The sequence below is a fragment of the Pseudomonas sp. SC11 genome (assembly GCF_047039205.1).
Lineage (GTDB): Bacteria > Pseudomonadota > Gammaproteobacteria > Pseudomonadales > Pseudomonadaceae > Aquipseudomonas > Aquipseudomonas boreofloridensis.
In genome coordinates this window covers 2,903,594-2,925,658 of record NZ_CP178183.1, presented here as the reverse complement: position 1 = coordinate 2,925,658, position 22,065 = coordinate 2,903,594, and the positions used below count along the sequence as shown (strand labels likewise).

The window sequence follows — 22,065 nt, the reverse complement described above, 5'->3', positions numbered from 1 at the left end:
GCGCTTGCCAAAGGCCGGCAGGTGCGACAGGACGCCGCACCTTGTCCCGACTCAGGATGAGGGTTTGGCGGCCTTTTCTGGATGTTCGGCGCTGGGGGAGGATTCACGGGTGGCCAGAGCCTGGGTGGATTCTTGGGTTTGTTGCTGTTGCTGCTGGGCCCAGCGGGCATGGTGTTCCTGCAGGCGTTCGGCGCCGCCTTCGGCCAGGGCGGTGGTCATGGTGGTGGCGGTCAGTAGGGCCAGGAGGTAGGGCAGGGCTTTCATTTGGGTGGATCTCCGTCATCGATTTGGGTTTTAGGCCGGGTTTGGGGCCGATGGAGGGGATGATGGAGGGGTTGGATTTTCTCAGGATTAACAGGGGGTGGGATTTTGTGGCTGGTTTGGTTTTGGGTGATTATCTGGTGGCTTTGGTGGGGCTTAGTCACCTTTTCGCGGTATGACTCACCCACATAGGTTACAAATCAGTTCACGCACATAGGTAACAGTTGTTAACTGGCAGGGTCGGTTTTCGAGGATCTGACCATGCCCTGGCGAGCGCTGAAACCTATGGACCTGAGATTGCTTTTCATTGCGTATTACCTGCAGGGGGCGCCCAGCTAGATAGCAGTGACATCATCAACCGCCGAGGCTCGAAGATCTACGTAGGTTATGTGCTGAAGCACCAGACCATCGGCCTGGAGCAAGTGGGGGACGGTGTCTGGGATGTCATTTTCGGTCCCATCATCCTAGGCAGGGTCGATGTGCGAGATGCCGCAGATGGTTATGTAACACTCAAGGTGATGTCACCTATGTGAGTGAACTTTTGTGTAACCCATGTGGGTGACCCGTACACCTGCTACCGCATCCGGCCCCTGAGGTCGCGATGGGCGGCGTCTGAACTGGCGCACGCTTAGTGGGGCAGATGCTCTAAAGCGCTGCCCGATCAAACCGCCGTTGCCGTTGCTTTTGATCTTAGTGCGCGGTAGCTCAAACACCGCCAACCGCGACCTCAGGAGGCCGAGCATAGGCGTTGCGCAGGGAGGTGACGGGCATGGATGCCCGTCAAGCGCTTGGGGCCATGGATGGCCCCTAAGCGCGGTCCTCCCGGAGCGACGCCGGCGCGAGGGAACCCCTGCGCGCAGCGCAGGGGCCGTATGCGCGAGCAAGCGGTTTTTGCCCCTCTTTTTTCCAAGAAAAAGAGGGACGCCGTAAGGGCGAAAAGGTGAATCAGCCTCACCAAAGCCAATGGATAATCACCCAGAACCCAAAACCCAAAACGCAGCCCCCCTCAATCCCGAGTCCGCAACCGCTCAGGCAAAGCCACCATCAACAACACCGCCGTCACCAAACAAGCCCCCGCAATCAAATACAGCGCAGGCGTGGTACTCCCTGTCAAATCCCGAATCCGCCCCACCAACACCGGACTGACAATCCCCCCCAACTGCCCCAAGGTATTGATCAAGGCAATCCCCCCAGCCGCCCCAGCCCCCGCGCCCGCGAGCAACTTCGGCGGCAGCGCCCAAAAGCTCGGTATCGCCGCCACCACTCCAGCCCCCAGCAACCCCAACGACACGATCAGCAACGGCGTGTGATCGTCGAAGACCCCCGCACACAAGAAGCCCAGCGCCCCCAGCCCGATCAACCCCGCCGTGAACCGGCGCCGCTCACCAGTGGCATCGGACCAGCGTCCACAGACCACCATGGTGATCGCCCCGCACACATAGGGCACCGCCGTGAGCAGCCCGATCATCGACGGATTTTCCGTCCCCGCACTGCGAATCAACTGCGGCGCCCAGAAATTCAGCCCATACGAAGCGACCTGGATCAGGAAGTAGATCAGCCCGAGCATCAGGAACCCAGGTATGCGGATGGCCTGCAGCAATGATCCTTGGCCGTGCGTCGCCTGAGCCGGCGCAACACGTGAGCGCAACAATTGCTTCTCAGCCTCGCTCAGCCAGCCCGCGTCCTCGATCCGGTCCTTGAGCAAAGTCAACACCATCAGCCCCAAGGCCACACAGGGCAAGCCGCCCAGCAGGAACAACCAGTGCCAACCGCGCATCGCCATCACGCCGTCCAGGTGGCCGAGAACCAGGCCCGAGAACGGCGCGCCGAACAATCCGGCGAAGGCCGAGGCGAGAAACAGCAGCGAGGTGATACGGCCGCGGAAATGTTGCGAGAACCACAGCGTCAGGTAGTACAACACTCCAGGCGCAAACCCCGCCTCCATGGCGCCGATCACGAAGCGCAGCGCATAGAACTGCCATTCGCTGGTGACGAAGACCATCGCCGCCGTCGCCAGCCCCCAGGAAATCATGATCCGGGCGATCCAGCGGCGCGCGCCGACCTTGTACAGCATCAGGTTGCTCGGCACCTCGAACAACACGTAGCCGACCACGAACAAGCTCGCACCCAGGCCATAGGCCGTGTCGCTGAAGCCGAGGTCGGCTTGCAACTGGAACTTGGCGAAGCTGATGTTGATCCTGTCGAAGAAAGCGAACAGGTAGCACACCATGATCAGCGGCATCAGGCGCCAGGCGACTTTGCGGACCAGGGCTTTTTCGCTGTCGGCACCCTCGAGGGCGCCCAGCGGCAGGGCGGAAAGCGTCATGTGAATTCTCCAGTCGGGCCGCACTGTGGGCGGCCTTGTTGTTCTTGTTGTCTGGTGGGGTCATGGCCCCGGGTACTGCGGTCTCTCAGCCGGACAGGCCGGCAGGCAGGGGATGCAGGTCGGTGATGCGGCCGGCCTTGACCAATTGCCCCGGCACGTCATGGCCCAGCAGGGCCGGCAGGGTGCGTGACAGCCTCAGCAGGCCCTCGAGGTCGATCGTGGTGGGAATGCCGGTCTGCTCGCAAAGGTTGACCAAGTCCTCGCTGCAGATGTTGCCCGAAGCACCGGGGGCGAAGGGGCATCCGCCCAACCCACCCAGAGCCGCGTCGAAGCGCCGAGCCCCGGCCTCGTAGGCCGCCAGTACGTTGCACAGGCCCAGGCCGCGGGTGTTATGGAAGTGCAGGGTGAGCATCGATGCGGGCAGCCGCTCCAGGCTGCGCCGCACCAGGCGCGCGACCTGACGCGGGTTGGCCATGCCGGTGGTGTCGGCCAGGGTCACGCCCTGCATGCCGAGGTCCAGGTATTCGTCCAACAGCCGCAGTACCTGGTCTTCGTCCACCGCGCCCTCAAACGGGCAGCCGAAGGCTGTCGCGATGCTGGCGTTCAGACTCACGCCCTGGCCCTGCACGAAGCCTGCGATGTCGGCGAACCCGGCCAGCGACTGCTCGCGGGACATGCGCATGTTGGCCAGGTTGTGCGACTGGCTGGCCGACAGCACCAGGTTCAGCTCGTCGGTGCCCGCAGCCAACGCGCGCTCTGCGCCTTTGAGGTTCGGGATCAACGCGACGTAGATCACGCCTGACTGGCGCTGGATGCCGCGAAACACCGCTTCGCCATCGCGCAGCGCCGGAATCGCCTTGGGCGACACGAACGAGCCGGCCTCGATACGGCTGAATCCCAATGACGACAAGCCATCGATCAGACGGATCTTGTCCTCGGTGGCGACAAAGGTCGGCTCGATCTGCAGGCCGTCACGAGGGCACACTTCCTGCACCACCAGCAGATCGCTATTGGCGCCGATCATTGCACCACCCCCTTGGCGCGTAGTTGGGCGATCGCCTCTTCATCCAGACCCAGGCGGGCGAGTAACGAATCGGTGTGTTCACCCAACCACGGACCTTGCCAGTCCACCCGCCCGGGTGTGGCGGACAGCTTGGGCACGATGCCAGGCATGCGGACGGCCGTCCCATCGGGCAGGCGGCTGTCCAGCAACATGTCGCGAGCTTGGTAGTGCGGGTCGTTGACGATGTCGGCGACCGAATAGATACGGCCGGCCGGCACGTGGGCCGCTTCCAGCGTTGCCAGTACCTGGTCGATCGTGTGGCGACGGGTCCAGTGCTCGATCGCATCGTCGAGCAGACCGGCCTGGGCGGCACGTCCGTCGTTGTGGGCGAACTCGGCGGCTTCACCCAAATCGGGCCGGTCGATGGCCTGCATCAGGCGGCGGAAGATCGGGTCGCTGTTGCCGGCGATGACCACGAAAGCGCCCTCGGCAGTGCGGTAGGTGTTGGAGGGCGCAATACCGGGCAGCGCACCGCCGCTGCGTTCGCGCACATGGCCTTGCAGGTCGTATTCCGGCACCAGGCTTTCCATCAGGTTGAACACGCTTTCGGCCAGCGACACATCCACCACCTGGCCCACACCGCCATTGGCGCGCACGTTGAACAGCGATAACAGCGCGCCCATCACTGCGTGCAGCGAAGCCACCGAGTCGCCGAGGCTGACACCAGCGCGTGCCGGTGCCGATCCTGGCTCACCGGTGGTGTAGCGAATACCGCCCATGGCCTCGCCGATCGCGCCGAAGCCTGGGCGGTCGCGGTACGGACCGCTCTGGCCGTAGCCGGAGATGCGTACCAGGGTCAGGCGTGGGTTGAGCGCGTGCAGTTCGTCCCAGCCCAGGCCAAGCTTTTCCAGGGCGCCGGGGCGCAGGTTTTCGATGAGCACATCAGCGTCGGCGAGGAGCTGCTTGACGATGGCCAGCCCCTCGGGGGCCTTCAGGTCCAACGCCAGGGACTTCTTGTTGCGCGATTGCAGATACCACCACAGCGAGGTGCCCTCGTGCAGCTTTCGCCATTTGCGCAGGGGATCGCCCTGGCCCAGGGCTTCGATCTTGATCACTTCGGCGCCGAACTCACCGAGCAGGCGAGCGGCGAAGGGGGCGGCGATCAGCGTGCCTATTTCCAGGACCCTGATGCCTTCAAGCGGGGCGGGCATGATGCATGACCTCTTTGTTATTCGACTTTGCGACAGAGGCTACGGCCAGCAGCCCAATCGCACCACTTCCGTGTCGGCAAGCACCGTTCGCGAAATGCGAAGGCTCAAGGCGTCATGTGCTGGCTTCATCGTCGCGCAGATGGTCGAACAACAGCCGGCTCACCGGCGACAGCGACTCCCGTTCGCGCGCCACCAGCAGCAATTCGCGCTCGGCCCACGGGTCGCTGAGCGCCACCGCCCGCAAGCCCAGGGCGCCGCCGAACAGCTCGAAGGCCTTGCGCGGCAGGATGCCCACGCCCATATCGGCCTGAACCATGCGGCACACGGCGTCGAAGCTCGGTACGTGGATACGCAGGCGCAGCACTCGGCCTGCCCGACGCGCAGCATCATGGGTACGCATGTTGATGGAGCTAGCGGCATGCAGCCCGACGAAGTCGTTGTCCAAGGTGTCGGCGAAGGCGACCTGGGTCTGGTTGGCCAGGGGATGCTCAGCGCGCAGCACCAGCACCAATTGATCGCGCTTGTAGCGCACGGCCAGCAGATCGCGGGTGTCGCTGTCGCTGGCGCAGATGCCCAGGTCCGCTACGCCGTCGAGCAGACCCTGGATCACGCCGTTGCTGGGGCGCTCTTCCAAGTCCACCTTGATCCGTTCATGGCGGGCGGCGAAGCCTGCCAGGTCTTCGGGCAGGAACTGGATGATCGCCGACAGGTTGGCGAGCATGCGCACGTAACCGCGTACGCCCTGCAGGTGCTCGCCCAGTTCCAGGCCGATCTTCTCCAGATTGAACAGCATGCGCCGGGCATGGTGCAGCAGGGTTTCGCCTGCTGCGGTCAGGCGCATGCCACGCGCTTGGCGGGCGAACAGAGGTGAGCCCAGCGCCGCCTCAAGTTCGTTCAGGCGCTTGCTGGCAGCCGACAGCGCGATGGCCTCGCGCGCGGCGGCGCGGGTCAGGCTGCCTTCCTCGTGGATGGCGACGAACAGTTGCAGGGTGACCAGGTCCAGGCGGCGGATCAGGTTGTTCAACTGCATGTCTGCTCCTCAGCCGCGCCGGGGCGCTGCGCCGCCACGCAGCACGGCTGCCAGCCCCAGGGTCAGCAGCACTGCCAAGCCGATGGCCAGCAGAAAGGTGAGGGCGATACCCACGTGTGCCAGCAGCGCGCCGAGGCTGAGGTAAAAGGCGATCACGCCGACACCGCCGATGGCATTACCGCGGATCATGCCGGCCATGGTGAAGCGTCCGCCTTGAACATGCGAGAACACCACCAGCGGCCAGGCGATCACCGGAATCGGCGCGAGCATGCCGCTGACCGCAGGGCCCAGCCAGTGGGCCGCGCCCGTGGTGAGCATCAGCAGCGCTGTCGCGGCGACCATGCGCAAGGGAATCTCCCACCAGCGATGCCGAATCTGCGCCAACTCCGCCGGTCGCGGCTCCCGGGCCGTGGCCCAGACCAACAGCGTGATCAGTCCCAGCGCCAGGCCGATGGACAGCGGCAAGCCACCCCAGTGGGTGAGCACATAGGACGCCACCGCATACAAGGCCAATGCCAGCAGCGCCGAATGCGCGATTGCGAAACGGCGGCTGGCGAACAGGTAGCAGGCGTAGCTGCCTTGCACCGCCGCCAACCCGCCCAAGGCGCCGGGTACTGCATTCAGGGAAAAGGCCGTGCCCTGTTCCAGGCACAGGAACAGCATGACCAGCGCCGAGGTGATCGGCATGCCGGACAGCAAACCACCGAGCAGGCCGCCCCAACGCCGTGAGGCGAGGGAGACGGCCCACATCAGCAGCGGGGTGACGATGAGTTTGAGGTAGAAGAGGGTCATGGCGCGCGGCGATCCGGTTGTTCTCGTTCGACCGCAGGTCAGCGCCTGCGGCCGCGCCATTGTCGGTCATCCGTTGCGCCAGGGACACCGCTTTCACGCCGCGCGCGTCATTCCCACTCCGCTTTGCCGATGGCCAGACCATGCAGCCCGTTGTAGCTGGCGCGCTTGGGCGACTCCCAGCCTTCGAGCAGGCTGTCGTCGAGGCTGTAGATTTCCACCCCCAGCGGCCGGCAGACCGACAGCGGATCCTGGGCTTCGGGTCCCCACATCGGCAGCGACAGGTCGCCGCCCGGGCAGGTCGACAACGCGCACAGCACATCGATTTCGGCGAAGAACTCCAGATAGTCGCCTTGCTTGGCCGGGCAGGCTTTCATGAAGTACATATCGTCATGGTTCAGACCCGTGCACTGGAAGATGTTCAGTACATCGTGCACGTCGAACTCGGTCAGGCCATGGGGCAGCACGGCGCGGGTCAGGTTGGAATGGCAGTGATGGTGGAAATCCTCGCCGGTGAGCATCTTGTTCACGTAAGGGTCGCAGCGGGTGCCGAGCAGGTCGTGGACGCGCCCGCCGTGTTCGTCGATGCCGTAGTCGGCCAGGCTGTCGTCGGTGATGGTCACCAGCGGACGCAGGAACGGCAGGTTCGACCACAGGCGGTCGTAGGTGGTGACGTGGGCGCCTTGCAACTGGCGGGTGCGCGCTGCCCACAGGCGCTCGCGCGGATCGTGGGCGTTCCAGATGTTGAAGTCGCCGACCTGCGGGCCGACGGGGGTGGTGACGCGGAACACGTGACCGGCTGGCACTTTCCAGGACCGGCCGGTGCGGATCGGCACATCGAACTGTTCGATCAAGGTGCGTGCATCCTGACGCTCGCGCACGCGGTCATAGAAGGCCTTGTCCACTTGCAGGGCGGCGCCTTTGCTGACTTGGTAGGCTGCGGGGTAATCCTTGTACATGGGTAAGTCTCCGGTTTCAGGAACGGGGTGGGTGACTGAACAGGTCGAGCAGGGCGTGCTCGGAGTCGTCCAGGTAGCGGGTCATGGCTTCGGCAGCGTCCAGGCGCAGGCCGTCGGCGAGCAGGTCGTGGATCTGCCGGTCACGCTCTAGCCAAGGGCTCTGGAAGTTCTTTTCATCCGGGGCCACGGCGAACACCAGGCGCATCTGCGCCGCGATGTTGGTGAAGAAGGCGTCGAGCAGCGGGCTGCGCAGCAGGCCGACGATGTGCTGGTGAAAGCGCAGGCTGTGGGTGCCGAAGGCCTGCCAGTCTTCGCGCTCGCGGGCCAGCTCCGCGGCCTCGATGGCATCGAGCATGCGGTCGGACTGGTACTCGCGCAGCGGCTTGCTGCCGTGGATCGCCTGCACCTCCAAGGTGCGCCGCACCAGGAAGATGTCGCGCACTTCGGCCACCCCCAGGCGCCGGACCATCACGCCTTTGTTGCGCACGTAGGTGGTCAGGCCCTCGTGGCCCAACTGGTGCAGGGCTTCGCGCACGGTATTGCGCGAGGCGTTGTAGCGACCGGTGAGGTCCGCCTCGACCAGCGCCATGCCCGACACAAGGCGTCCACCGATGATGTCCTCACGGATTTCGCAGGCCACCTGATCGGCCAGGGACAGGCGCTCGTCGGTCTTTTCCGAGGTTCGATTGCTCATGCCAGTTGCACGTCCTTGAGGAAGCGGCCCATGCGCTCGCTGCGGTTGTCGAGCAATTCGCGCGGCGCGCCGGCCTGGATGATTTCACCGCGCTCCATGAACACCACGCGGTCGGACACCTGGAAGGCGAACTTCATTTCGTGGGTGACGATGACCATGGTCATGCCTTCGCGGGCCAGGTCTTCGATGACCTTGAGCACATCGCCTACCAGTTCCGGGTCCAGCGCCGACGTCGGCTCGTCGAACAGCATCACTTGCGGGCGCATGGCCAGAGCGCGGGCGATCGCCACCCGTTGCTGCTGACCGCCGGAAAGCTGGTGTGGGTATTTGCCAGCGTGTTCGCGCAGCCCCACCTTGCTCAGCAGTGACAAGCCGAAGGCGCGCAGCTCGGCGGCACTGGCGTGGCCGTGATGCTGCGGGGCGAGCATCACGTTCTCCAGCACGGTCTTGTGCGGGAACAGGTTGAAGCCTTGGAACACCATGCCGACCTGGACGATGCCTTCCATGTGCAGGCGACTGCCGAGGCTGCCACCTTCCTCATCATGGCCGCGCAGAAACGGTGCGCCGCACAGTTCGACCTGGCCGCGATCCAGGCCTTCGAGCCCGTTGAGGGTGCGGATGAGCGTCGTCTTGCCCGACCCCGACGGCCCGATGATCGATACCACTTCGCCAAAGCGGATATCCAGGTCGATGCCCTTGAGCACCTCCAGTGGCCCGTAGTGTTTGCGCGCACCGAGCACACGCATGGCGAACTCGCCGCGCCGCGCGGGGCTGGCACGGGGCGCCGGTGCGGCCTGGGCCGTGTCGTCGGCGACGACCTTGGGCAAGCGCTGGGTAACGTCCAGATAGCGCTCCAGGCGGCGCAACAGGTAGCTGAACACCGTCACAATCAGCACGTAGTAGAAGGCCACCGCGAGCATGGTTTCCATGACCAGGAAGTTCTGCGTGTACAACTGCTGGCCGACCAGCAGGATCTCCGATAGAGAAATCACCGACACCAGCGAGGTCAGCTTGACGATAGTGATGTACTCGTTGGCCAAGGTCGGCAGCGCCACGCGCAAGGCCTGAGGAATCACGATCAGCCGTTGCACGCCGGTATAGCGGATGCCCAGCGCCTTGCCCGCTTCCAGTTGACCCTTGGCCACCGCCAGCAGCCCGCCGCGATGGATCTCGGCGATGTACGCGGCTTCGCTCAGTACCAGGGCGATCAGGCCGGCGGCATAGGGGTTGGACAGCAGTACGCTGGTGCTGGGAAATACCTGGGGCAGGTTATAGACGAAGATCAGCAGCACCAGCAGCGGCAGGCTGCGGAAGAACCAGATGTACAGCGCCGCACCACGGTTCAGCGCGCGGTGGCGAGATTGCCGTGCCAGGGCCAGGACGAAACCGAACACGATGCCCAGCAACCAGGTCTCGACGCTCAACTCCACCACGGTGCCGACCGCTTTCCAGAAGTCGCCGTTGACCAGCAGGCCTGCGGCGTAATCCCAATCGAATTGCATGCTTGACGCTCCCGCTTACTGGGCTGCCGCTTGAGGGTTCTGGCCCAGGGCCTGGGCCACTTCGGCCGCGCTCGGTTCAGCGAGGTTGTAGCGGCTGAGCAAGGTCTGGTATTCGCCGCTGGCCTTCATGTCGGCGAAGCCTTGGCGCAGGTCGCTGAGCAGCGCCTCGTTGCCCTTGCGCACGGCCAGGCCGATGACCACGGGGTAGATGAGTTCGCTGGAGCTGATCAGCACGCGGCCCTTGAGCTTGTCGGCGGTAATGGCGGCCACGGCGGCGTCTTCGAACTGCACGTCCACCGCCTTGGCCAGCAGCGCCTGCGCCGCTTCCGGCGAGGTGGGGAATTCACGCGAATCAATGGCCGGCTGACCATTGGCTTCGCAGTGGCTCTTGGAAAGTGCCATCAGCTTGGGAATCCACGAGCCGCCCTTGATCGAGCCGATGCGCTTGCCGCACAGGTCTTCTGGCCGCTGGGGGCGGAAGCTGTCGCTGGCACGCACCATCAGCGAGGCGCCGCTCTTGAGGTACGGCAGGAAATCGACCTGAGCCGCGCGCTCGGGGGTGACGTACAGCGCCGACGCCACCACATCGAAACGCCGCGCGTTGACCCCCATCACCAGGTTGGCGAAGCGGGTGTCCTGGAACTGGGTGGTCAGCTTGAGGTGCGCGCCGAGCAGGTTCATGAACTGCGGGTCGAAGCCAGCAGGTTTGCCTTGATCGAGGTAGGTATAGGGTGGGTAGGTGAGGTCCGAACCCACGGACAGGCGATCGGGCTGCAGGGTGCCGTCGGCGGCCTGGGCGGCAGCGCTGAGGGTCAGGGCGAGGGTGAGGACGGTAGCTCGGGACATGAGGGCTGCTCCACGTGTGATTGTTCAACAATCGTTGCGGAGTAGCTAATCAATAGCCGTGCCAACTATTAAGTTGCGCGCGTTGACAAGGATGATTTCGGCAGTGTGGTTGGAAGATCGCGGGCGGACGTGCACGCTTTTCGCGCATCCGTGTCACCTCGTGACACACCTGAGTGCCGGGGCCGAAGGTTGGCCCCGGTCTAATCAAGGCTTACTTGAAGTCCCACTGCATCTGCGTGGCGATACTGACGCCGCTGGAGGAGCGCACGCACACGTCCAGGTAGTCGGTGAAGCGCGGCGGAACGGCGATGCCCTCGTCGAGCAGGCGCTGATTGTCGAACAGGTAGTTCAGGTCAGCGAATCCGCTGTACAGGCGCAAGGCGCGCAGTACCAGCCGTGGGTTGGCCGGGCCGATGCGCGACTCGAAGCTCACCGCCAGCTCCTTGAGGTTGTCGACGTCGATCTTGCGGTAGCGCTCGCCCACCGGGTCCGCACCATTGGCCAGGGCGAAGGCACGGTCGATCTCGGCGAAGGTACAGGCCGAGTCATGGCCGGCCGAGATGTGGTACAGGTCGTGATTAAGGCGCGGCTTGAGGGTCAGGCCGATCAGTGCTTCGGCGCAGTAGTCCACCGGGATCACGTCGATCTGTTCGTCCAGCCCGCAAGTGAAGCTCTCCAGGGCGAAGCCCATGCGGAACACCCAGAAGATACTGCCAGAGGCCTGGCAGCCCAGGCTGCGGTGGCCGACCACGATCGAAGGGCGCGCCACCACCAGGGGCAGGCTGGGCAGGTCTTCGCGCATGCGTCGCTCGATCTCGGCCTTGGAGGCGGTGTAGTCCACCAATTGCTGCTCGGCCTCGGGGAATTCCCACGACTCGCTGATCGGCGACTCGCGCTCTGGCCCGCAACACATGGCGGTACCGACATGCAGGAAGCGTTTGAGGCGCCGCGAGCGGCTCATGACCTCGGCGAAGGCGAAGGTGCCTTCGACGTTGACCGGCCAGATGGTCGGGTTTTTCGAGAAGGAAGCGACGGCGGCGCAGTTGATCACGCGGTCCACCGTCATCAGACGCGGCGTTTCGCGCGCCAGCCAGGTGGTGTCGAGGAAGTCCCCGCAGATGATCTGCTCGGCGCCCAGCGCCATGCGCTCGGCCAGGCCGACGCCGTGCTGTTGCAGGTTGGCGCGCAGACGCTCCAGACCCTGTTCGGCCTCATCGGCACGCACCAGGAACATGAGCTGCGCAGCTTGGCCGCTGGCGATCAGTTGAGCGACGACCGACCCGCCCAGAAAACCGGTGGCGCCGGTGATCAGGATGCATTCGGGCAGCGTGGTAAAGGTGATGGGTTCACCGGTGGCGAGCATGTTCATAATTATCCTCAAGGGCGAGTAGGCCGCCGTTGAATGATAAGTGTGCCGTTCGAAACACGTAATGAACTAAAAGTCATCCGTATGTTCGGTAAAAGGTTACGCCCCAAGTGGAGGACAGCGTAACTGCGGCCTTCAATCCGCACTGAATACACCGCGCCGATTAACTTCAGATGAAAGAAAGTTTACAACCCACCGCCCACGCTCTCGCCTGCAAGCACAGTCGTGCAGACGCCGCCCATCGCGACCTCAGGAGGCCGAGCAGAGGTGGCATGGAGGGGGTTGACGGGCATGGATGCCCGTCAAGCGCTTGGGGCCAGGACGGCCCCTAAGCGCGGTACCCCCGGAGTGCCACCGGCGCGAGGGAACCCCGCAGCGCAGCGAAGGGGCCGGATGCGGGAGCAAGCGGTTTTTGCCCCCCTTTTTTCCAAGAAAAAAAGGGGGTCGCCGTAAAGGCGAAAAGGTGACCCAGCCTCACCAAAGCCAATGGATAATCACGCCACCCAAGCCAACCTAAACCACCAAGCTCAATTCAACCCCAACTTCCCACGCAACGTCGAAAGATCCTCAGCCAAGGTATTGACCGGCCCAATCATGGCCTTGCGATCCCGCTCAGCAACTTTGTCATAAGCCTGGAACCCACCGTCAGCCGTCTTGTACTTGGCCAGCAACCCATTGACCGTCGCAAAGTTCTTGTCAACTTTGGCGACAAACCCCTGATCCTGCGCCGCCAAATGCGTCCGGAACAGCTCGAAAATCTTCTGCGCGCCGTCGATATTGCCCTGGAAGTCGTAAAGGTCGGTATGGCTGTAGCGATCTTCCTCTCCCGAAACCTTGGTCGCCGCCACTTCCTCGAGCAGCGCCGCCGCCCCACCCACCACTTTCTCCGGCGGGAAGGTCAAGGTGGCGATGCGGTTCTGCAGGTCTTTGACATCGGCGATGAGTTTATCGGCAATTGGCCCCTGGCCCTGGGTCGTATGCTGGTCGAACAGCGCATATTCCAGGCGATGAAACCCGGTGAAATCCTCGGCAGCCACGCCTTTTTCGTGATCATCCACCCGTGAGTCGATGGCCGCGTCGAGGTCGCTGAACAACTCGGCGATCGGTTCGATCGTCTCGTAGTTGACGCGGGTGGTGGCATACAACGCCTGGGCCTTGGCCAGATCTCCCCGCTTCACCGCCTGGGTGAACAACTGGGTGTCGCTGACCAGTTGATCGACTTTCTCGGTGACATAGATCTTGTAGTCCGACACCGGCTGGACCAGGGTCAGCGGATCCACCGTGGCGGCATTGGCCAGCAGCGGGGCAACAGCAAGCAGCAGGGCGAGACGGGTGTTGTTCATGGTGTGCGTCCTGGTCCAGGTCATACGGGTTTGGAAGAGGCGGCCGCGCCGAGCAGCGAACGGCCGATGAAGTCCTGCGCGTGCGTCACGCCCGGCAGGACGAAGAAATAGCCACCGCCCACCGGCTTGATGTACTCCTCCAGCGGTTCGCCGTTGAGGCGGTTCTGCACTGTGATGAAGCCTTTTTCCAGGTCGGCCTGGTAGCAGATGAACAGCAAGCCCATGTCCAACTGACCGTTCTTGCCGACGCCTGAGGAATAGTTGAACGGGCGGCGCAGGATCAGGTTGGCCTGGCTGCCGGCATCGCGTGGGTTGGCCAAGCGAATGTGGGAGTCGAGTCGCGTCAGCTTGCCGTGCGGATCTTTCGGGTAGTTCGGTACGTCGGTTTCGCGCTGACCGTCCATGGGCGCACCGCTGGTCTTCTTGCGGCCGAAGATCGATTCCTGCTCTTGCAGCGGCGTACGGTCCCAGCGCTCGACCAGGTTGCGGATGATGCGCACCACTTGATAGCTGCCATGCGCAGCCCAAGCCGGCTCCTGACCCGCACCGACCCAGACCACACGATCCATCAGGCCCGCGTCGCTGGAGTCCGGGTTGGCCGAGCCGTCACGAAAGCCCAGGAAGTTGCGTGCACTCTGTTCGGGGTCGCCGGCCTTGTGCGGTGCCTGGGGCGGCACCGAGCCTTCCTGCTTCCAGCGCACGTAGAGCAGGTCCGGCAAGGTCTTGATGATGTCGCGCAAGGCGTGGATGTTGGTGTCCGGCGAGTTGGAGCAGAACTGCAGGCCCAGGTCGCCGTGGCAGCGCTCGGCCTCCAGGGCGTCGTTGGGAAAGCCGGTCATACGGCTCAAACGCACCGGTTTGGCAGCGGCCAGGCCATAGCGGTCGTCGAACAGCGATTCGCCGACCGACACGGTGATGGTCAAGTTGTCGGGCGTGACCACTGGACCCAGGATGCCGGAGTCGACCGGTGGCAGCTTGGGGTCCACCTGCGGCACCGGGCCTCCGGCCATCAGGAAACGGATGCGCTGCTCCAGCGTACGGAACAGCCGTTCGAGGTCCTCGACGTTCTGCGCCAGCACATCGAAGGCAACGAACATGCCCGCCGTCGGGCGCGGCGTGACGATGCCCGGCTGGTGGGCACCGAGCCAGGTATTGCGCTCCTGAGTGCGGTCGCTGTGCGGGGCCTCGGTGACCTTGGCCGGGGAGGGCGCGGCCAGGGCAGTGCCGCTCAGCCCGGCGCCGGCGATGGCCACCCCGGCGGCACCCAGGCCTGCCAGGAGGCGTCGACGTTCAGGGCAGAGCGGGGCGTTGGCGGTGTCGCGGTCGGTCATTGGGGGCTCGCTTGTGTCGGCAAATCGTCCAGTCCCAGTGCGGGATTCAGGGCCGTGATGGCATTGGCCAGGTGCTGCGCGTCTTCGGCAATCTGCTGCCTTTGCGCGGGCGTTACCTGGTCGTAAGGCAAGAACTGGTCGTCGCTGCGCAGCGCCTTCAGTTGCTGGTCGAACTGGGCCATGGCGGCGTCGACGACTGCCAGGGGGGCGGAGGCATTTCGGGCCAGCAACGGACGCAGCAGGTCGATCACCTTGCGCGCGCCTTCGAGGTTGGCCGCGAAGCCGGGCAGATCGAGGTGGCTGTAGCGTTCTTCTTCACCGCTGCTGCGGCTCTGCGCCAGGCTCTGCAGGTTGCGCACCACCGCGCCGGTGAATTGCGCTGGCGCGATGGACTGGGCCAGCAGTTGCGTCTTGAGTTCGCTCAGGTCGTGGGTCAGGGCTTGTGCGACCGGCTCCAGGCCGGCGCTGCTGCGCTGCTGGAACAGGCCGTATTCGAGGCGGTGAAAGCCGCCGAACGCCGGGTCCTGCTCGCGCTGCTCGAAGTAGTCGGCGCGCGCGTTGATACGGTTGTCCAGCTCGCCCAGGCGCTGGCTGGCCCCTGCGATGCGCTGATAGATCAGTCGCGCCTGCGCATAGGCGGTCTGCGCCTGTTGCAGGTCGCCCGCTTCGATCGCCTGCTGCAGCGCCGCCCCCGCGCGCACCAGCGCCGAGCCCTGGCTGCTCAGGTAGACGCGGTATTCCGACAGCGGCCCGATGAAGGCGGTCAGGGGCGGGCGCGCCTGGGCAGCGGCCTCGGACGCGGCGGTCGGGGTGACGGTCAAGCTGCCGCGCGGGTTGCTCAGCAGGCCGCAGGTGATCGTGTAGCGGCCCGGCTGCAGGTTGGCGGTGATCACTTGCGACAAGCCCGGCGCGATGTTCTCGCGCTCCTCGATCACCAGCACGCCGTCGAGGATCTCCCACTCCACGGCACGCTGGGACTGGTTGACGATGCGAAAACGGTTGACTCCGGCTGCAACGCTCAGGTCGTTCGGCTCGCAGGCGTGGTCACGCAGCGTGACCAGGGTTTCCTGCCCGGCGCCAGTCGAACGCTTGGCTTGGGCTTGCTGGGCGGCGTAGTAGAACACCACGCCAGCGCCGGCCATCAGCAGCACGCTGCCGACCAGGGCCAGGCGCAGCAGGCGCGGGGAGGGGGGCGTGGCGGGCGTGCCGCCTTGATCACGGCTCATGCGGGGCCTTGTACGTTCGAGGAGGAGGACGGCGCGGCCTTGACCGGCCAGAAGAACAGCAGCAGCGCACCGATCAGGTAGAGCAGATAGGCGCCCAGCGTGCTGATGGTCGGGGTGTCCTGGTAGCCAAACATGCCGGCCAGCACCGAGCCGGTCGGCCCGTCCTGCGGCAGCACAGCGCTGCTGTCGAAGACCACCGCTTGCAGCCCGTTCCACACACCGGCCTCGTGCAGCGCTTGCACGGCATTGGCCAGGATGCCGGCGGCGACCACCAGGATGAACAGGCCGGTCCAGCGGAAGAACTGCGACAGGTTCAGGCGCAGGCTGCCCGAATACAGCGCCACGCCTATCAGAACCGCAACCAACAGACCCAGCAAGGCGCCCAGGGGCGCCGCAGGGCCGCTGCTCTGCTGGAACACGGCCAGCAGGAAGAACACCGTTTCCAGGCCTTCGCGGGCCACGGCGAAGAAGACCATGCCGATCAGCGCCCAGGCCTGGTGCCGGGAGCCGGCCAGCGCGGCGTCGAGCGAGACGTGCAGGGCCTGCTTGATCGACCGCGCCACCTTACGCATCCACAGCACCATGGCACTGAGCATCACCACCGCCGCCAACCCGACCACGGCCTCGAACAGCTCCTGCTGCTTCTGCGGAAATTCGCTGCTCATCAGCTCCAGGCCGGCACCGACCAGCAGCGAAAGCGCGATGGCCAGGAATACGCCGATCCACACAGCGGGCATCCACTGGCCGCGACCTGTCTGGCGCAAGTAGCTGGCGATGATGCCGACGATCAACGCCGCTTCGATGCCCTCGCGGAGCATGATGAGGAAAGGAACGAGCATGATTCTCCCGGGATGACCGCTGGCGCGAATGAATAGGTCGCCGGCGAATCTACCTCAATGAGAATCATTAGCGCATGTGAAGAATATTTAACTTAGTAGGCGAAGCGAGTGGAGTACGGATGTACTCCTCGCCGGTCGATCTTACTGCAGCCATTGCCACAACAGCAGCGTGCCGACCAGCCCCACCACCGAAACGATGGTCTGCAACACCGACCACACCCACAGCGTCTGCTTGAGCTGCAAGCCGAAGTACTCGCGCACCATCCAGAACCCGGCGTCATTGACGTGGCAGAAGAACACCGAGCCTGCGCCGATGGCCAACGCCACCAGCGAACTCTGGGTGCTCGCTAGCCCCGTCATCAGCGGCGCCAGAATACCCGCCGTGGTGGTCGTGGCGACGGTGGCCGAGCCCGTGGCCTGACGCAGAGCCACAGCGATCAGCCAGGCCAACAGCACGTACGACAGGTGGGCGCCACTGGCGACCTTGCTGATGGTGTCGCTCACGCCCGCTTCGAGCAGCGTCTGTTTGAGTCCACCACCGGCCCCGATGGTCAGCAGCAACACGGCGATCGGTGCCAGGCTCTTGCGCAGCACGCCACCGACCTGATCGCGCGCCATGCCGATCGACCAGCCCAGGCAGATCACCGCCGCGATCACCGCCAACCCTAGTGCGATCAGCGGCTCGCCGAGGAACTTCAAGGTCAGCGCCAGGCTGCTCTCGGGCGCCATGGCGACTTTGGCCAAGGTGCTGCCCAGCATCAGCAGCACCGGTAGCAGAATGATCAGCAGCGACATGGCAAAGCTTGGCTTGCGCCGAGTCTGCACCTTGGCGGTGAACAACTCGCCCAGTTCCGCAGGCTCCTCGACCTGCATACGCCGTGACAGCCAGATGCCGTACAGGGGACCGGCGAGGATCACCGCCGGTACCGCGATGCACAGGCCCAGCAGCATGGTCGTGCCCAGGTCGGCGTGCAGCGCGCTGACCGCGATCAGCGGGCCGGGGTGAGGCGGCATGAGGGCGTGCAACGTGGTCATGCCGGCCAATGCCGGGATCGCCACCTTCAGCAGCGGTTGCCCGGACTGCCGGGCGATGACGAAGATCACGGGCACCATCAGCACCAGGCCCACTTCGAAGAACAGCGGCAGGCCGATCACCATGGCCACCACGGCCATGACCCAGGGCAGCGCTTTACCACGGGCATGGCGCAACAGCGTCGAGGCGATGCGGTCGGCGGCACCGGACTCGGCCATCAGCGCGCCGAGCATGGCGCCCAGGGCGATGATCATGCCGGCCTCGCCCAGCAGGCTGCCTGCACCCTTGGCGAACGCCTTGGCCACGGCTTCCGGCGGCAGGGCAGCGCCCAGGCCGGCGACGAAGGTGCCGATGAGGATGGAGAGAAACGGCGGCAGCTTGGTGAGACTGATCAGCAACACGATGCAGGCGATGGCAGCCCCGCAGCAGATCAGCAGGCGGGTGTCGTGGGCGAGCCACGCGGCGTGTGAAAGATCCAAGGCAAACCTCTTCTTGTAATGTCTTGTTACGAGCTCCGAAAACTATAACGCAGACATTCATATAGATGACTAGCGCGGTGGGCTATTTGCCGGTTAGGTGCATGAAAGATTTTTTACAAAGCCCAACTGCGCTAAACCTGATACAAACGCACCTGCCTCAATTCTTTTCCCAGGAATCTCAGCGATGATCGAACGTGGCGCCATGCTCCCTGATGTTACCCTTTATCAATACAGCGAAGGCGAGGGCGGCTGTTCCATCGGCCCGAACGCCTTTTCGCTGCGCGAGCGCTGCGACCAGCGCAAATTGCTGATCTTCGCGCTGCCGGGCGCGTTCACCCCGACCTGTTCGGAGCGTCATGTGCCGGGGTATGTCGCGGCCGCGCCGGAACTGTTCGCCGCCGGTATCGACGAGATCCTTTGCGTCTCGGTCAACGATGCCTTCGTCATGCAGGCCTGGGGTAAGAGCCTGCAGGTGGGCACTGCCGTGCACATGATCGCCGACGGCAATGGCCAGTTCACCGAGGCCCTGGGCCTCGGCCAGGACCTGTCCGCACGGGGCATGGGCTATCGCTCGCAACGCTACGCGCTGCTGGTGGACAACGGTGTGGTCCGGCACTTGGCGGTCGAGGCGCCGGGCAAGTTCGAGGTCAGCGACGCGCAGACGCTGCTCGCCGTGGTGCGCGCCCGCGACTGAACGACGGGCCCGGCCGCGACTCCAAGCTCGCAGCAACGGAGGAATCACCATGCAGCCAGAAACCGAAGGTCTCGAAGAACAAGGCCCGAGCCGTGTGCCTTTCATCAACGACCCACGCAAGCCAGCCTCGCCGGCATTGAATGACGCTGACGAGGCCGACGACGCGGACCTTGTCGAAGACGACAGCGAAGACGATCAGTATCGGTGAAGTATCCCACCACGCCGGATGGCCGCTATTTCGTGGTCAAGGAGCGTCTATGGCGCTGCAGCGACCCGGCGTTGCCCGAACCACGCCGTGCGGCCTTGGTCAGCCAGTTGATGGCGGCGCGGCGTGCGGTCAGGCAAGCCCGCCTGGCCGATGACCCTGCTGCGCTGCGCAGCGCCCGCGCCGAGGTCGACGCCGCCAAGGTGGCGCTGGGCGAGCGAGGGCCGGTGTGGTGGGCCGATGGCAGTCCGGACTACAACCGCCGCAAGGTCGGCAACACCCCGTATGCCGCCTGGTACGACGGGCAAGCACCGGAATGAAGGGCTCAATGCTTAAGCGGCTACTTGAGCTGAGCCAGATTGAATAGCAGCGCCGCCAATAACCAATAAGCCAGCAACCCATAGTCTCGCCTCTGAATGACGGCTTCGATCAACTGATTCACAGGTGACAGGAACGCGGTCAGCACGGCGCGCGGGTCATGCCACAACGCGTACAGCCCGATCCATACGTGCTGACCCACTGCCGGGCGGCTGGAAGACGTCATCAGGCCGTAGAAGGCTGTCAGCAGCGCCGTGAGGGCCACGGCGAAGCGCAGCACCGCACTCCAGCGAAATCATCGGCAGTCAATGCGGGGTTTCCTGACATTTCCAATCCTTGGCGGGTATCCATGTAAGACAGCACGAGCGGGCGCCATGATGCCACTTGCCCATGGCTTGTAAAGTCAGCCGGCACTTCAGACTCCTTTCAGATTCGCTGCCGATACTTCCCCCACACGCCGATCCTAGGGGGAGTCGCATGTCACATCTGCCATGGAGCACCTTGCTCCCGTTGTCTGTAGGCGGCCCCGCCGCCGCCTCTGCTCAGCTGACCCTGCACCTGGCCGCCGACGCCGGGCGCAGTGAGCTGGAACAGTTCATCCATCAGTGCTTCGCCGACCGTCATCAGGCCGATGTGCAGCACTACCTGCCCGAGTTGCTGGCCCTGCGCGATGCGTCCGGGCGCCTGGTCGCCGCTGCCGGGGTGCGTCCAGCAAGCAGCGGTGCACTGTTTGTCGAGCGCTACCTGGACCTGCCTGTCCACCTGGCACTGGCGGATGTGCAGGGCGCTGTGGTGGAGCGCGGGCAATGGGTCGAGGTGGGCAACCTGGCCTCAGTCGACGCCGGCAGCGCCCGGCTGATGATCATCCTCATCACCTGGCTGCTGGCCGTGCGCGGGCTGCAGTGGGTGACGTTCACCGGGGCGGCGTCACTGGTCAACAGCTTCCGCCGCCTGGGGCTGCAACCCAGCGTGCTCGGCGTGGCCGATCCGCGACGCCTGGGTGAGGAACACGTCCAGTGGGGCCGCTACTACAACCAGCGGCCCCAGGTGATGGTGGGCAACATTGGCCAAGGTTTCGCCGCGCTGGCGCGCAGCGGGCTGTTCCAACGCCTGGGACTGCCGCAGGTGGTCGAGGAGTCCGGGCATGCCGCATGAACGCGAGCGTTTCTGGCACAGGTTGAGCGTGCAAGCCCGTGACCGCCCGCACGAGGTGGCTGTGCAGGGGGCCGACGAGCGGGTCACCTGGGCGCAATTGCGCGATGAGGTGGAGCGCCGTGCAGGCGAGCTGGAGCGTCAGGCGCCAGCCGCACTGATCCTGGCCTTGGACAACGGCCCGCAGGCGTTGCTCTGGGACTTGGCAGCGCTGTTCGCCGGCTGCCCGTGCGTTGTCATTCCAACGTTCTTCAGCCCCCAGCAGTTCGCGCATTGCGTGCAGCAGAGCGGTGCGACATTGGCGTTGGTCGATGAGGTGTGGACCGCTCAGCTACTCAGCGCCGGTTTCAGCCGTACCGCTGCGTTCTGGCATCGCTCAGCACCCAGGCCGGTGACCTTGCCCCAAGGCACCGCGAAGATTACCTACACCTCCGGCAGCACCGGCCAACCCAAGGGCGTGTGCTTGAGTGCCGAGGCGATGCTGTGCGTCGCCCGGACCCTGGAAGAGGCCAGCCGCAGCGCCTCGGCCCAGCGTTACCTGGCGGTGCTGCCGCTGGGGGTGTTACTGGAGAATTTGGGCGTGTATGCCGCGCTCATGGCCGGTGCGTGTGTGCAGTTGTACCCGCTGGCGCAATTGGGCATCAGCGGCGCCACCCAGGTCGACTTCAAACGACTGCTCGGCGCGATAGCCCTGAGCGGTGCACACAGCCTGATCCTGGTGCCGCAGTTGTTGTTGGGCCTGGTCACCGCCATCGAGCGCGGGTTGATGCCAGTGGGCGCGCTGCGGTTCGTGGCGGTGGGCGGCGCGCGGGTGTCCCAGGCGTTACTGGAGCGCGCCGAGGCGATTGGCCTGCCGGTGTATGAAGGCTATGGCCTTTCTGAGTGCGCGTCGGTGGTGGCTCTGAACAGGCCCGGCGCGTACCGCTTGGGCAGCGTCGGCAAGCCCTTGCCGCACGTGCAGGTGCGCATCGCCGAGGACGGCGAAGTGTTGGTCGCAGGTTCCACGCTGCTGGGTTATTTGGGCGAGCCACCGCTGCACGCGTCATGGTGGGCCACCGGCGACCTCGGTTACCTGGACGCGCAGGGCTACCTGTACTTGAACGGGCGCAAGAAGCACCAGTTCATCACCAGCTTCGGACGCAACGTCAGCCCCGAGTGGGTCGAGGCCGAACTGACCCAGTGCGGCGCCCTTGCCCAAGTGTTCGTGCACGGCGAGGGTTTGCCGCGCAACGTCGCCTTGCTCTGGCCGCGAGACCCTGCCAGCAGCGATGCCGATATCGAGCAGGCCGTGCGGCAGGGCAATGCGCGCCTGCCGGACTATGCCCGTGTTCATCACTGGCGCCGCCTGCCCGAGCCGCTCGACAGCCACCAGCACACCCTGACCGCCAACGGTCGCCCGCGTCGCGAGGCGATTCTGGCGCGCTACCACCGCTTGCTATCCGACATTGCGTCGTGAGG

General features: G+C 64.8%; 22 protein-coding genes and 1 pseudogene. 6 read left to right on the top strand and 17 right to left on the bottom strand.

Features of this window, described 5'->3' with window-relative positions:
- Window positions 1–51: 51 nt before the first annotated feature.
- Complete coding sequence (locus ACK2SD_RS13015) at window positions 52–264, bottom strand: hypothetical protein (protein WP_029612646.1); 213 nt, start codon at window positions 262–264, stop codon at window positions 52–54.
- 335 nt (window positions 265–599) lie between these two features.
- On the opposite strand from ACK2SD_RS13015, the pseudogene ACK2SD_RS13010 reads away from it, so the two are divergent.
- Window positions 600–794, top strand: a pseudogene (locus ACK2SD_RS13010) (IS481 family transposase); the annotation flags it as partial.
- 473 nt (window positions 795–1,267) lie between these two features.
- Here the strand turns inward: ACK2SD_RS13010 and ACK2SD_RS13005 are convergent.
- From ACK2SD_RS13005 to ACK2SD_RS12935, 15 genes are all read right to left on the bottom strand, one after another.
- Entirely contained in the window at window positions 1,268–2,587 is a 1,320-nt protein-coding gene (locus ACK2SD_RS13005; protein ID WP_412459941.1) for an MFS transporter, read from the bottom strand.
- An 85-nt stretch (window positions 2,588–2,672) separates the two neighbouring features.
- The gene (locus tag ACK2SD_RS13000) at window positions 2,673–3,611 is read right to left on the bottom strand and encodes a hydroxymethylglutaryl-CoA lyase (protein ID WP_412459940.1); all 939 of its coding nucleotides are present in this window, start codon (window positions 3,609–3,611) and stop codon (window positions 2,673–2,675) included.
- Complete coding sequence (locus tag ACK2SD_RS12995; protein ID WP_412459939.1) at window positions 3,608–4,801, bottom strand: CaiB/BaiF CoA transferase family protein; 1,194 nt, start codon at window positions 4,799–4,801, stop codon at window positions 3,608–3,610. Before ACK2SD_RS12995 ends, ACK2SD_RS13000 begins: the two co-directional genes overlap by 4 nt.
- A gap of 112 nt (window positions 4,802–4,913) precedes the next feature.
- Window positions 4,914–5,831 carry a LysR family transcriptional regulator gene (locus tag ACK2SD_RS12990; RefSeq protein ID WP_295486975.1) on the bottom strand — a complete coding sequence of 306 codons (918 nt, stop codon included), beginning with the start codon at window positions 5,829–5,831 and terminating at the stop codon, window positions 4,914–4,916.
- 9 nt (window positions 5,832–5,840) lie between these two features.
- A complete protein-coding gene (locus tag ACK2SD_RS12985; protein WP_412459938.1) occupies window positions 5,841–6,623 on the bottom strand; it encodes a hypothetical protein in 783 nt (260 codons plus the stop codon).
- Between the two features lie 107 nt (window positions 6,624–6,730).
- Window positions 6,731–7,579 carry an urea carboxylase-associated family protein gene (locus ACK2SD_RS12980; protein ID WP_317871048.1) on the bottom strand — a complete coding sequence of 283 codons (849 nt, stop codon included), beginning with the start codon at window positions 7,577–7,579 and terminating at the stop codon, window positions 6,731–6,733.
- Window positions 7,580–7,595: 16 nt separating this feature from the next.
- Entirely contained in the window at window positions 7,596–8,273 is a 678-nt protein-coding gene (locus ACK2SD_RS12975) for a GntR family transcriptional regulator (RefSeq protein ID WP_304484238.1), read from the bottom strand.
- Window positions 8,270–9,775 (bottom strand): amino acid ABC transporter permease/ATP-binding protein, encoded by a 1,506-nt coding sequence (locus ACK2SD_RS12970; protein ID WP_342648741.1) that lies wholly within the window; start codon window positions 9,773–9,775, stop codon window positions 8,270–8,272. Before ACK2SD_RS12970 ends, ACK2SD_RS12975 begins: the two co-directional genes overlap by 4 nt.
- 15 nt (window positions 9,776–9,790) lie before the next feature.
- Window positions 9,791–10,621 (bottom strand): ABC transporter substrate-binding protein, encoded by an 831-nt coding sequence (locus tag ACK2SD_RS12965; protein ID WP_412459937.1) that lies wholly within the window; start codon window positions 10,619–10,621, stop codon window positions 9,791–9,793.
- Between the two features lie 211 nt (window positions 10,622–10,832).
- On the bottom strand, window positions 10,833–11,990 hold the full coding sequence (gene cprA / locus ACK2SD_RS12960) for a cationic peptide resistance protein CprA (protein WP_039577773.1): 1,158 nt from the start codon (window positions 11,988–11,990) through the stop codon (window positions 10,833–10,835).
- A 524-nt stretch (window positions 11,991–12,514) separates the two neighbouring features.
- Window positions 12,515–13,330, bottom strand: coding sequence for an iron uptake system protein EfeO (efeO, locus tag ACK2SD_RS12955; protein ID WP_342651421.1), 816 nt, complete (start codon window positions 13,328–13,330; stop codon window positions 12,515–12,517).
- A gap of 20 nt (window positions 13,331–13,350) precedes the next feature.
- Window positions 13,351–14,661 (bottom strand): iron uptake transporter deferrochelatase/peroxidase subunit, encoded by a 1,311-nt coding sequence (gene efeB, locus ACK2SD_RS12950; RefSeq protein WP_412459936.1) that lies wholly within the window; start codon window positions 14,659–14,661, stop codon window positions 13,351–13,353.
- Window positions 14,658–15,887, bottom strand: a complete 1,230-nt coding sequence (efeO, locus tag ACK2SD_RS12945) for an iron uptake system protein EfeO (RefSeq protein WP_412459935.1) — start codon at window positions 15,885–15,887, stop codon at window positions 14,658–14,660. The genes efeB and efeO (ACK2SD_RS12945) overlap by 4 nt, the downstream gene beginning before the upstream one ends.
- The gene (efeU, locus tag ACK2SD_RS12940; RefSeq protein WP_412459934.1) at window positions 15,884–16,726 is read right to left on the bottom strand and encodes an iron uptake transporter permease EfeU; all 843 of its coding nucleotides are present in this window, start codon (window positions 16,724–16,726) and stop codon (window positions 15,884–15,886) included. The genes efeO (ACK2SD_RS12945) and efeU overlap by 4 nt, the downstream gene beginning before the upstream one ends.
- 141 nt (window positions 16,727–16,867) lie before the next feature.
- Complete coding sequence (locus ACK2SD_RS12935) at window positions 16,868–18,238, bottom strand: gluconate:H+ symporter (RefSeq protein ID WP_412459933.1); 1,371 nt, start codon at window positions 18,236–18,238, stop codon at window positions 16,868–16,870.
- Between the two features lie 184 nt (window positions 18,239–18,422).
- Here ACK2SD_RS12935 and ACK2SD_RS12930 point away from each other — a divergent pair, with 184 nt between their 5' ends.
- Genes ACK2SD_RS12930 through ACK2SD_RS12920 form a run of 3 tightly spaced genes read left to right on the top strand, consistent with a single transcriptional unit; the run spans window position 18,423 to window position 19,457 of the window.
- Complete coding sequence (locus ACK2SD_RS12930) at window positions 18,423–18,932, top strand: peroxiredoxin (RefSeq protein ID WP_412459932.1); 510 nt, start codon at window positions 18,423–18,425, stop codon at window positions 18,930–18,932.
- A gap of 49 nt (window positions 18,933–18,981) precedes the next feature.
- Entirely contained in the window at window positions 18,982–19,140 is a 159-nt protein-coding gene (locus ACK2SD_RS12925) for a hypothetical protein (protein WP_162889530.1), read from the top strand.
- Window positions 19,137–19,457: a hypothetical protein gene (locus ACK2SD_RS12920; protein ID WP_412459931.1), complete on the top strand. Its 321-nt coding sequence runs from the start codon at window positions 19,137–19,139 to the stop codon at window positions 19,455–19,457. The genes ACK2SD_RS12925 and ACK2SD_RS12920 overlap by 4 nt, the downstream gene beginning before the upstream one ends.
- A gap of 20 nt (window positions 19,458–19,477) precedes the next feature.
- Here the strand turns inward: ACK2SD_RS12920 and ACK2SD_RS12915 are convergent, their stop codons facing one another.
- Window positions 19,478–19,735: a hypothetical protein gene (locus ACK2SD_RS12915; RefSeq protein ID WP_412459930.1), complete on the bottom strand. Its 258-nt coding sequence runs from the start codon at window positions 19,733–19,735 to the stop codon at window positions 19,478–19,480.
- A gap of 197 nt (window positions 19,736–19,932) precedes the next feature.
- On the opposite strand from ACK2SD_RS12915, the gene ACK2SD_RS12910 reads away from it, so the two are divergent.
- Together ACK2SD_RS12910 and ACK2SD_RS12905 are read left to right on the top strand one after the other, a co-directional pair.
- The gene (locus ACK2SD_RS12910) at window positions 19,933–20,610 is read left to right on the top strand and encodes a thermostable hemolysin (protein ID WP_412459929.1); all 678 of its coding nucleotides are present in this window, start codon (window positions 19,933–19,935) and stop codon (window positions 20,608–20,610) included.
- On the top strand, window positions 20,600–22,063 hold the full coding sequence (locus ACK2SD_RS12905) for an AMP-binding protein (protein ID WP_412459928.1): 1,464 nt from the start codon (window positions 20,600–20,602) through the stop codon (window positions 22,061–22,063). Before ACK2SD_RS12910 ends, ACK2SD_RS12905 begins: the two co-directional genes overlap by 11 nt.
- Window positions 22,064–22,065 lie beyond the last annotated feature (2 nt).